Annotated in this window: 6 protein-coding genes; 2 read left to right on the forward strand and 4 right to left on the reverse strand. The window is 49.5% G+C overall.

What is annotated here, in order from left to right; translation table 11 throughout:
• Positions 1-29 precede the first annotated feature (29 nt).
• From NTU47_00340 to NTU47_00355, 4 genes are all read right to left on the reverse strand, one after another.
• Positions 30-2,072 (reverse strand): cohesin domain-containing protein, encoded by a 2,043-nt coding sequence (locus tag NTU47_00340; protein MCX6132230.1) that lies wholly within the window; start codon positions 2,070-2,072, stop codon positions 30-32.
• Positions 2,073-4,270: 2,198 nt separating this feature from the next.
• Complete coding sequence (locus NTU47_00345) at positions 4,271-5,062, reverse strand: T9SS type A sorting domain-containing protein (protein ID MCX6132231.1); 792 nt, start codon at positions 5,060-5,062, stop codon at positions 4,271-4,273.
• A gap of 179 nt (positions 5,063-5,241) precedes the next feature.
• Entirely contained in the window at positions 5,242-6,423 is a 1,182-nt protein-coding gene (locus tag NTU47_00350; protein MCX6132232.1) for a hypothetical protein, read from the reverse strand.
• A gap of 294 nt (positions 6,424-6,717) precedes the next feature.
• Positions 6,718-7,575: a hypothetical protein gene (locus tag NTU47_00355; protein ID MCX6132233.1), complete on the reverse strand. Its 858-nt coding sequence runs from the start codon at positions 7,573-7,575 to the stop codon at positions 6,718-6,720.
• 883 nt (positions 7,576-8,458) lie between these two features.
• On the opposite strand from NTU47_00355, the gene NTU47_00360 reads away from it, so the two are divergent.
• A complete protein-coding gene (locus tag NTU47_00360; protein ID MCX6132234.1) occupies positions 8,459-8,662 on the forward strand; it encodes a hypothetical protein in 204 nt (67 codons plus the stop codon).
• Between the two features lie 91 nt (positions 8,663-8,753).
• Positions 8,754-9,251, forward strand: coding sequence for a hypothetical protein (locus tag NTU47_00365; protein ID MCX6132235.1), 498 nt, complete (start codon positions 8,754-8,756; stop codon positions 9,249-9,251).
• Positions 9,252-9,395: the final 144 nt, after the last annotated feature.

Below are 9,395 nucleotides of genomic sequence, written 5' to 3' on the forward strand. Positions count from 1 at the left end.
CGTAGACAATGTTCATGCCTAGCTCTATACTATCGCAACAAAAGCATCTTCTTTGTTGCCACAAATTCGCCAGCGTGCAATCGATAGAAGTAGGTGCCGCTTGGCATGCTGCCCGCATCCCAAAGCACGTTATACATGCCCGGCAGTCTCTCATCTTCTACAAGAAGCACTACTTCTCTTCCCAGAACATCAAGAATGCTCAAACGAACCCTGGAGGTTTGCGGGATCGAAAAGGCAATCCTTGTAGATGGATTGAATGGGTTGGGAAAATTCTGATCGAGGCGATAGGCGCGTGGAACTTGGGCAGCATCGTTTATTGAAACGAGAACCGTGTTTGAAGAAGCCTGGACAACAAGAGCGTTGCCGCTTCCATCGTTTGCAGCAATATCGCGGGTGGTAAAAGCAAACGACGAGCTAGTGGTATTGTTGACAACCTGGAATTTGATTTTAGCGAGCTGACCAAATCCAGTCACTTCACCACCTCCGCTCTTTCTGGTTACACCTATCGCAACGTTCCCACTAGCGTTGTCAATTTGCGGATAGAAAATCACATCATTGCCTAACAGTGACCCAGATGTCGCTTCCGTAGCTTGTATCGTCCCCTTTGATCCGGCGAAATCAAGCACAAACGAGATCCCGAACAATGAAGATGCAGGGCTTATGGTATCTCCAAGCATTACGTTGACATCAAATGTCGACTTCCCACGAACAGAGATGGGGCCTATTGCTCGGAGGACCGGAGTTCCTTGAATTCCCGTAACGTTATCCTTCTCACTCCGTTTGACCGAAATAGCCGTGGTAATGGCGGGGCGTGTCTTGCCCCAATTGAGCCCAATAGGCAAGACATCTGCTTGATTCACAACTCCATCTCCATTGGCATCAGCAAATGTAGCACCCGAAGGTGACCAGGGTATTGCTGACTGTGCAAGCCATTGTGTAGAAGGACTTGAACGCGCCAAACCCGTCTTGCCCCAATACACGCCAAGTGGTAAGATGTCATTTTGGTTAACCACACCGCTATTGTCCATATCTCCCGGCCAGATGTTGAGATTTGGGGTGATCGTGGTCGTATCAGCAACAGGAGTCAGAACAATTGCTGTCCCATTTGCATCATTTGCCGAGATGTTGGACAGTCTGAAAATTACCTTACCGTTGTCCGGCGCATTTGTTGAAACGCGGAACTTCAGTTTGACTACAGTTCCTCCACCGGAGACACCTGAAGTCGGTGCTTTTCGAGATAGGCCAACGCTGACCTTTCCATTTGCATCGTCAGGGGTCAGGATGTAAAGAAGACTGGATCCGAGGAAGCAACCGCTCGTATCTGCTGAAACAAAATCGACGTAGGAGGTATTCGTGAAGTTGAGATCAAAGCCAACACCGAAAACATTCGCGGTCCGGATGGAATCGCTGATTCTCACTTCAACGCCGAAATCACTTCCCTTTAGCACGGTCGATGGAGCTAAAGCTGTCAGGGTCGGGATAGTATAGTCCTGCCCATAAAGCGCGTATTTCGTTACGATGCTTCCACCGTCCTGACCACTTACAACATAGATAGATCCTGATCCGTCAACACCAAGACCCGAAGGGTCGGCACAGTCCCATCTTGCCAGCAAGCTGCCCCCAGGGGTGAACCGGTAGATCTTTTTCTCACCGTCATCAACCAAGAATAGATTTCCTGACCTGTCAATTGACATGCCGGCAAGCCTTGGAGTCCCGTCCCACTGATTAACTCCCAAGTCCCATTTCGCAACGTAGACGCCGCTTGAAGTAAATTTCTGAACTCGGCTTCGTTCGTTATACGTACCGTGGTCAACGACGTAAACAAATCCCTGATTGTCGATCGTGATTCCTCGGGGAACAACAAACTGTCCGTCTCCATTTCCCGTGGACCCCCATTGCATCAAGAACATACCATCGGAAGAGAATTTTTGGACGCGATTGGTTCCATCGGTCACATACACATTGTTGTCTTTGTCCACTGCAATCGCTGAATTGCGTTGGAACTGCCCAGAACTACTCCCCTGCCGCCCCCATAGTTTCAAAAGATGTCCTGCACTATCGAATTTTTGCACTCTGCACATTCCAGCATCATTCACATACACATTCCCCAATTGATCCACAGCGATGCCCTCGGGGTTCGTGAACTTGCCGCTGTCCGTTCCATTGGTGCCCCATTTGGCCATGAAATCACCGCCCAATGAAAATTTCTGAATACGCGAATCCCAGAAATCAGCGACATACACAACCTTGCGCGCAGAATCGACGGCCAGCCCATGTGGGAAGTTGAAATATCCATCACCCATGCCGCCAAACACGCCCCATTTCCTGACGAATGAACCATCTCGGGTTATTTCCTGTATCCTGCTGTTGCCAGCATCGGACACCACGAACGTTCCGCTATTCGTACGGGCAATTCCGAGTTGACTTTTGAACTGTCCATTGCCTGAGCCTGATGAAACGATCTTGTTAACAAGTTGACCGGAGGAAGTGTATTTAAGAATGGCGCCTTCATACAAATTGCTCAGATAGACGAACCCCAAAGTATCTGTCACTATCCCAAGGAATAGCGGACCCCAACGGCAACAGACTGGCGAATAGTTCCACGTTGTCAGCAAGTTACCGCCTGAGCTATATTTGTACACTCTCAGGGAATCTGTACCAACAGTCCCGGACTGGATTTGGGCTGCTACGTAAACATTGCCACTGTCGTCGACAGCGATTCCGCTCCCAGGCTTTCCCCATGTCATGATTCGAGTTCCGTTTGAGGAAAACTTGTACACAGAGTCTTTGACCACATAGATGAATCCGTCTTTCGATATTGCCACCCCGACTCCGGATACCGCTAGTTCACTCATATAGGATCCGGATGATGAGAACTTCTGAACCGCATTGCGATAAACGTCCGCGACATAGACACTTCCTGATGCGTCAACTGCCACACCCATAGGGACCTGGAAATTGCCCGCTGCAGACCCACGCACACCCCACATGGCAAGATATTGGCCGGTACTTGAGAATTTCTGAAGCCTGCAATTGAGCGCATCGGCGACATATACATTACCCTGTTGATCCACGGCTATACCTGTGGGATCATTAAGATTGCCGCCTCCACCTCCCGGGCCACCCCACGATTGGACAGAACGATATGTCTGCGCTTGAAGGAGACTAGACAACAACGCCAAAACTAGCAGAACAGTCAGAATTCGATTGCGGACGGATGAAAGGTCCATGGATCCTCCCGACAACAGTCAGATGGATTTGTGAGTGGAAAAGAATGGAACCACGGTGGTTCGATGGGAAATCGCTACTTGAATCCTATGGCATTCTTGAATCAATGTCAACGTCCGGAAAGTACCGACAAGGAATGATTCAATGTTTGCGGGCACAAAGAGAGTGCTTCTCGTGTGATGCGAATATTTTGTCGTCCTCCACCGTGTTTCGTCATATGACTTACCCACACGCGGGAACGACATTGAGAATCTGATCCGCTTATAACCTCACCCTCCCCCCACGGCGGCATCAAGCCTGACCGACGAAGCTACTGTTCAAGCGTAGTCGGTCGCTCGCACGTGAATTTGGAAGTTTTTCTGGACACGTGCGACCTTCATCTGTCTATGTATGCAGTAAGCTGAGAAGGCTTCATGCCGCCTCGCCAAAAGTTGAGCGTTCCCCCGCGAAATCCCGACGCTCTTCGTCGGGACCTCAGCAATAACGCCTCAACTCAGTCGCTCATTCCTCTTCGTTCCACATTCCAATCATTCTTAGAATTTTGGTTTCAACTGAGTCACTCCGCTCCGTTCGCTCCTTCGTTTCGGCGTAATTGCCACCTGTTCTGAACAACGGCGAGTGTAACAGTTATTGTCTACGCTGGTCGATCCGAAGAGCAATAGCTGCGATTCATACTGAGATACAAGGTCAGATGAGACGGGGAAGGAAAGAGGACAGTTCTCATCATTGCCACGCGGCAATGAACCCGCAACTCGTCCTGAAAAGAAAATGCCGATCAACATTGGTCGATCGGCATTTTCGATGTAGGGCCTGCTCCTCACGGCAGTTGCAACCTTTGAAAAGGCCTTTGAATTTGCGCTTTGACTGACTATTCAAATCTGATATGCATTCCGCGGCTGATTTCCGGGATACTGCCAATCCTGCTTCACCACAAGTCGCAAACTCGCCGGACACACTTCAACGTGCGTTCAGACTCATGCTCTCGTGTCTTTTTCCGCCTGCGCCAAATCGACCGAAAACGTGCGTTGCCTCCCAAATGTCCTTATTTCAACAACAACATTTTCTTAGCTTGCAGTATATTTCCAGACTTCACCTGATAAAAATAGGTACCGGTCGAGACTGATTGGCCAACATCGTCTCTTCCGTCCCATGCGACTGAATGTACGCCTGCACTCATCTCCGTATCTAGCAGCTTCTTCACCAATTCACCCGCGACGTTGTACACTCTGATTTCAACATTATCCCTTTGCGATAGTTGATACTCAATGGTCGTGGACGGATTGAAAGGATTAGGGTAATTCTGACTCAGAGCAAATTTCCCTGGCAGTTGTTCATCCATGGAGACGACATTGGTCAGCAGGGTCCCGTTTCTAACCACGGTGATAAATGCGACATAATAGCCAAAGTTGTCACTCAGTCCATAATCATTGTACCCTAGGTATAGAGTGGATGCACTTGTGATGTTCGAATTGACAGTGAAAGAAACACTGCTGCCCACGAAGAATAGACTCCCCGAACTGCCAAGCCTGCCGATCACCGAATGCTGTGCCGCTGTTGGCAGTGGACTGGATGGATACAAGCCGCCATTTCCATCGGGCCCGATCCATTTGGTCGACTGTGGAGTTGTTGCTCCATCCGTTGATGCTACGCCCCGTACTGAGATGTCTATCTTGTCACCTGCCAACAAGGAAATATTCGTCGAAGTCCATGCCTGCGTCACGCTCACCACAACCGCTCTGGTCGCTTGAAGATTCGTCGTCGTTATGTCTTGTGCCCGCATAACTGAAAGCAACAAGGCAGTCAACACAATAACAGCAAGTTTCTTCCTGTTCATTTTTCCTCCAAGTGAAATAGTGTGAATGAGACCTGACACAAACCTGTCAGGTCATTAATTAGACTCCCTATTAATGTCCTCTCATTCACCAGCAAATGCGTAAACACCAGCAAACAAAAAAGAATCCCGCCCTGCGCAATCTGTGCAAAGCGGGATTCGAGGAAGACACCTATTTCACTCTACTTGATGGCGGTGGTCACATTGACCATGGTCCATTCACTCGACCATCTGCTACCGTCCCAGTACTCCACGCGGCGCCCGAGCTCCTCAAGATATTGTTTGTCCAACGTGCTTCTGATCTTTCCTTCTTTCTTCAACGCTGCATGCAACGAAATCATTGGGCTGCTTGGCTTCACGTCCAGAACGTGGAAATCCTTCGAAAGCGAGAATTCAAAATGAGGAAGTACATCAGCCCTCTCTGTGGACACTAAGAATCTCAAGTTTTCTTCCCCCTCCTTAGGAACGAGGTAAACTCGGGGGGAGGTATCCAAGGCCTTGTGAATATCAGATTCAGGAAAACGAACGTAGAAAACCTCTGCAGTTGAGGCGGGGTGACCAAATCCCCGTGTAGCCGTTGCTTCCTTGTCTCCATCGATCTTAGAAGGGTCGAGCAGCGCGGCAATAGCCATAGTGCTTCCCTTCTCCAAAGGCCCGGCCTGATTTATCCCCCAGACAACCAATTGTTCCTTCTTTCCGTCTTTCACATCTATTGTACTCAAGCCGTAGAAACCTCCAAAGTGCCAATATTTTCCAATGGAGTTGAGAGAATCATCCAATCGGTGGAGAAACCATGGAGAGCGAGTGTTATTGCAGGCTACAACAATGTTCTTTCTGTTTGTTCCTGGGATGTTTTCGATAACGAGAGTTTCGTATGTATACGGTGAGTCATAGTGTGTCCCTTGGTAATTCACAGAAATTGTCTCTGGAGATCGCTCTCCTATGAGATTCTTTGCCGCGTCGAACACTTTTAGGCTTTGTCCAGCTTTCTCTTCATACGGTAAAGTGAGCGTCGTGATGACCTCGTGCTGGCCATCTCCATGGAGATCAGCAACGAGTGTGTAGCGAGCGCTCGTGCTTTCTTCCACTGGCTTGGTGGTTTCCACAACTGTGGAGGGAAGCTCCCATAGTTTCTCATTCTTCTGGTTGTAAACTTCCAAGGTTTCCAGTTTCTCGTTCAATCTTGCATAGGCGGGCTCGTTAGCTCCACTGGTTGTCCTTGGGTAGAACACGATAGAGAGCAAGGCGGTTAACGCAAGGCCAGAACACGTTGCGACAATCGGCCTTCTTCTCGCTACCTGCCAAAATCGGGACGGGAATGAGCGGAGGAGGGGGGTCAACGAACCCGGATTCTTCAGTTTCACATACTCTGGCCGAAGCTCGAGTGATGTTGCCACCTCAACCTCAGTATGTTCCTTCAACCGTGGTTGCCTCCCGTTCAGCAGACCATGAAACTGCCCTAGTTCTTCGGCAATCTCACGACAACTGTAACATTCCTTCAAATGACGCTCAATTTCCGTGCGCTGAAGGAGGACTTTCTCGCTTTCCAGCAAGAAGAGCTCAATTGTATGTTCATCGAGGTGATTCAATCTCTCTCCGTCACCATTCATCCTTCCGATTGTATGCAGTTGCGTAATCGCGATCCGGTCATTCACAGCCTACAAGAGCTCACGCACACGCTCTTTCACGAATCGCCGGGCGACACGTACCATGTATTCAAAGTGAGTTCTGTGAGTTCTTCTATATTCCTGGAGCGTCAAATCGGAGACGTACTTCTTCAAATAATCTACATGTGATAAATCGGACCCGTCATTGTTTGCGAAAACATCGAACATCATGTCTTCCAAGGCTTGAGCATAACTCTGAAAAAGAGGAAAAGGGATCTTGCCAGTCTCCACATATCTCTGGTGAAGGCTCCGTTTCAATTCGATGGTGCTTCTCCGCAGGATGTTCTCGAGGTCATGGCGAAGTAAGGACTCGTCGGTGCTCACCATTTCTTGCACTGAGGTTCCGCGTTGCACGAAAATACGTTTGATGATGATGGCGATGTCAATGAGCGCGTAAAACCTCCTGTACTGTTGCTGATGATTCAGAATCTCAAAGAACTTCCTCACGTACGCTTGTGTGTTCTTTTTCGCGTGACGCGCTAGAGCGAGCTCGGTCTGGAGTTGATCGATCGGATATTCTGAGAGCTGATCATTGCGCTCGGCTTCTCCACAGGTGTAACAATAGGTCTGACCAAGCCGTTCGAATTGCTTCAAGTCTCCCATGGATTGGGCAACGATCTTGAGGTTTCGGATAATACGCCCAAGAACTGGATCGTTTTCCCGATACAGCCGATAGATCCCCTCGTTGAGAGAGCTGAATACTAACCGTCGGAAGTAATGTTGTGCTTCCTGCTCATCGATGAGCTCAAGAGCACGATTCTCGGAAAAGTACACTTCAAGCTCAATGAATGTCCCACTCTCGTCGCGTTGAAACAATTCGGCGATGCAATCGAAGGCGATGCCCTCCACAGAAATTCCAAACGAATGCAGATGGAGTCTGCCGGATCTCACAAGCTGACGGAGGCGAATAGACGCGACATTGAACGCCAGCCGAACTAGACTGTTGATCTCGAATTCAGATGCAGATCCTGAAAGGATCGATCTGAGTAGGGTGTGTAAGTCTTTCGACGAGGTGGTCAATCTTAGGAAGACAATTCAAATGCTGGGAAATTCACGGTGACAATCTGACCCAATGTAAGAAAAGAAGGACAGAGATTCAAAATGCGGACCTCATCTTCGGCGGCATCAAGCGCGGGCACGTGAAATATTGTAGTTTTCTGGATCACGTGCCGCTACAACCAGCGCAGGATAAGCGATCCACCCAGGAGCGCTTCATGCCGCCTCGCCAAAAATCGAGCGTTCCCCCGCGAAATCCCGACGCTCTTCGTCGGGACCTCAGCAATAACGCCTCACTCAGTCGCATCGGCGTAATTGCCACCTGTTCTGAACAACGGCGGCTGTCACAGTTTCTGCATTCTCATCGAATGGCTCCTCTGCAAAAACCGCTCTTCCAATTCCCATCTGTGCCATCCGCCTCACCCCAATCGACAATCGCAAATCGGAAATCGACAATACCATCGAACAAACCGAGGATACAACGCCCCTCCCTCAGAAAGGGAAAAGAAGCAAAAAAAGCGGGTCAAGATAAAAACGGCAAACGGCTCAGTTCGAGCTGATGTGCAAAAAGGCAAGGGTATATAAACCCCTCAAACGCGAAGAATTGGTAATCCATAGCGTTTTCGGGGCCCTTGCCTTTTTGGTTTGCCGTTTTAGATACCACATCCGCTTTTTTTCTTTTCCCTTTCTTTTTTTCGGGGCTTATCGCCGCCGGGGTCAAACTGCCAATAGAATCATGAAAATTCTTCAGCCAATTAAAATCAAATCCACAGGCAGAGTCATAGGATATGCCTATCGAATGCGTGATGATGGAACCCTGCAGTATGTGTCATTCGGCTCATCGGTGATGTCGATTGAAGCGGACAAGGTTGAGGCAGCATCCCCGGCCGAAGTCGAAGCCACAAAACAACGCCAGCGGGAAGAAGGCACACGTGGTTAGCCTCGGAAGAAATCGGATAGGATAAAAAGCACAACAAAATCACTCATCAACCGGGGTGCGCATGGGAACGCACGATAAGGAGAACAACATCATGAAACCAAACACACAACCACGGGACGAATTCTTCCCAGAGGTTATCGAAGCGGGACCGGTCCAGTCTGAGCACCTGACTGTGCTGCAACGTGTCGTTCCAAAAGCTGAATTTGCCACTTACGCCGGGGCCTTGACAGACGCCCTCCTCGAAGAGCAGTCAGCCATCGAGGCCTACGTCCGCATCCGGAATGTCTCAGACATCCTCGACCAGGCTTTGGGCCGGATCAAAGACCGGGCAATCAACTCAATGCACGGAACCAGCGAGGATATCTGCGGCGCGAAGGTCCAGGTGAAATCTCTCCCGAAGAGGTATGAGTATCAGGACAGCGTCGTCGACGATCTCGAATTTCAAAAGAAGGCCATCGAGGAAAAGCTCAAAGCCCGGAAGAAGTTCTTGGAGAATCTCCCGGCTGATGTCGCCGATACCGGGACCGGCGAAATCATCCACCCCGCTAAATTCGTTTCCGGTGGCTCGACGCTCCAAATCACGTTCTAACAAACTTGTGTCGTCCGGCCAGAAGTTGACAGAGTTGGTTAAGTGTTCATGCAGCATATTTCATCTCTGGCGTCATCATGGCCAGACTCAAGTGTGGACGCTTGGTGTTGTAGATCATTATTGCTTCCAGGGCGGCCTCTCGTG

The organism is Ignavibacteriales bacterium (assembly GCA_026390595.1).
GTDB lineage: Bacteria > Bacteroidota > Ignavibacteria > UBA10030 > UBA10030 > UBA9647.